The 2,545-nt window shown below is 66.2% G+C and carries 2 protein-coding genes; both read left to right on the forward strand.

Features of this window, described 5'->3' with window-relative positions; genetic code table 11:
* Positions 1-578, forward strand: a 578-nt coding sequence (locus GPT33_RS18425; protein WP_296812004.1) for an ABC transporter ATP-binding protein, incomplete at its 5' end; no start/stop codon positions are given.
* Positions 575-2,545: ABC transporter permease (locus GPT33_RS18430; protein ID WP_296812007.1), on the forward strand; the 1,971-nt coding region annotated here is incomplete at its 3' end. The genes GPT33_RS18425 and GPT33_RS18430, both read left to right, overlap by 4 nt.

The raw sequence follows: 2,545 nt of genomic DNA on the forward strand, positions 1-2,545 counted from the left end.
CGGGCAGCGGCAAATCGACCTTGCTGAACATCCTGGGTGGACTGGATGCGCCCACCCAGGGCCAGGTGGTGTGCCAGGGCCACACGCTCACTGGTGCTGGCGAAGACGCCCTGACCCGGTTTCGCCGAGCGTCGGTCGGCTTTGTTTTTCAGTTCTACAACCTCATACCCAGCCTGACGGCACTGGAAAACGTGGCGCTGGTCACCGACATTGCCGAAAACCCCATGCCCGCGCTGGACGCGCTCGCGCTGGTGGGGCTGGCCGACCGCCGGCACCATTTCCCGGCCCAGCTTTCGGGCGGCGAGCAGCAGCGCGTGGCCATTGCTCGCGCCATCGCCAAACGCCCGGCGGTGCTGCTGTGCGACGAGCCCACCGGTGCCCTGGACTCGGCCACCGGTGTGCTGGTGTTGCAGGCGCTGGAGCACATCCACCTAGAAACCGGTGCACTCACGGTCATCATCACCCACAACGTGGGCATCGCGGCCATGGCCAACCGGGTGATTTACCTGAGCGACGGCGCGATTGCGCGCGAGGAACGCAATGCGCAGCCCAGACCGGCATCGGAGTTGCACTGGTGAAAGCCTTGCACCACAAACTCTGGCGCGACTTCTGGCAACTGCGTGGACAGTCGCTGGCCATTGCACTGGTGGTGGTCGGCGGCATCGCCACCATGGTGATGGCGGTCACCAACCACCAGGCGCTGTCGGACACCCGCGCGCGGTTTTACGAAACCTACCGCTTCGCCGATGTGTTTGTGCAGGTCAAGCGTGCGCCTTTGTCGGTGCTGCATGAGGTGCGCGCCCTCCCCGGTGTGGCGCAGGCGCAGGCGCGCATCGTGGCGGGCGTGAACCTGGAGCTGGACGGCTACAACCAGGCGGTCACCGCGCAGGTGGTGTCCTTGGCGGAGCCGGGTGACGACGACTTGAACCAGGTTTATTTGCGTGAAGGCCGGTTGCCCGAGCGCGCCTGGGAGGTGGTGGCGGGTGAGGCCTTTGCGCAGGCCCATGGGCTGCACCCCGGCGATGGCTTCACAGCCATCGTGAACGGGCGCCGCCAGCGGCTCACGTTGAGCGGGGTGGGTTTGTCGCCCGAATTCATTTACCAGATACGCGCCGGCGATGTGTTTCCCGACTTCGAGCGCTTCGCCATTTTGTGGATGCGGCGCGAGGCACTGGCCAGCGCGTTTGATCTGGACGGTGCTTTCAACCAGCTGAGCATTCGCCTGCAGCCTGACGCAGCGACGCACACGGTCATTGACCCGCTGGACCGGCTGCTGAAGCCCTATGGGAGCCTGGGGGCCCACGGACGCGATCTGCAAATGTCGCACCGATTCCTGGACGAGGAGCTCGCGCAGCTCGAAACCATGACCCGGCTCTTCAGCGGCATCTTTCTGGGCGTTTCGGCTTTTTTGCTCAGTGTCGTGATCAGCCGCCTGATCGGCACCCAGCGCGAGCAAATCGCGGTGCTCAAGGCATTTGGCTACAGCCGCTGGGAGGTGGGACGGCACTACGCCCAGCTGGTGCTGCTGATGGTGGGCGTGGGCGTGTTGCCCGGCGTGGCGCTGGGCGCCTGGATGGGGCGCGGCATGGCCGACTTGTACATGCGTTTCTACCGATTCCCCTTTCTGGAGTGGTCGGTGGAACCGGTGGTTTGGGCCATGGCGATGGGCTTTGCCGTGGCGGCCGCCGCGCTGGGCACGGCGCAGGGGCTGCTGCGGGCCTTTCGGCTCTCACCGGCCGAGGCCATGCGCCCCGAAGCGCCTGCGGTGTACCGGCGCACGCTCACCGAACGCCTGGGCGCTGGCCAATTGCTGGACGCCGCCGCCCGCATGGTGGTGCGCAACCTGGAGCGGCGCCCGCTGCGCTCGCTGATGTCGATTGTCGGCATGGGGATGGCCTGCGGCATTCTGGTGATGTCCAACCTGCAGGGCGACGCCATTGAAGAGATGATTGCCGTGCAGTTTGGCCTGGCCCAGCGCGATGACCTCACCGTGACCTTGGCCGAGCCCGCCGGCGCGCGCGCCATCAGCGAGTTGCGGTCCATTCCCGGCGTGCAAGCCGTCGAAGGTTTTCGGACCAGCGCCGTGAAACTGCGCAGTGGCCACCGCAGCTACACCACCGCCCTGCAAGGCATGAGCGACACTGCCGACCTGAAACGGGTGCTCGACGCGTCGCTGCAAAGCGTGCCCATGCCCGCCGAAGGCCTGCTGCTGACCGACTACCTGGCTGAGTTGTTGGCCGTGCGCCCGGGCGACCTGCTGGAAGTGGAGTTTCTGGACGGCCGCCGCGAAACGCTGCAACTGCCCCTGGCGGCCACCGTCACCGAATACCTGGGTGTGGGCGCCTATGCCGATCGCGGTTGGCTCAACCGGCTGCGCCAAGATGGCGATCTGGTGTCGGGTGCGTGGCTCAAAGTGCCGCCTGAATCGCGCCCGGCGGTGGTGTCAGCGCTGCGAGAGCGCCCACGCATCGTGGCCGTGAGCGACCGCAACGCCAGCATTGCCAGCTTTCGCGACACCATGGCCGAAAACATTCTGACTTTCACG

Source organism: Thiocapsa sp., assembly GCF_011390875.1.
Lineage (GTDB): Bacteria > Pseudomonadota > Gammaproteobacteria > Chromatiales > Chromatiaceae > Thiocapsa.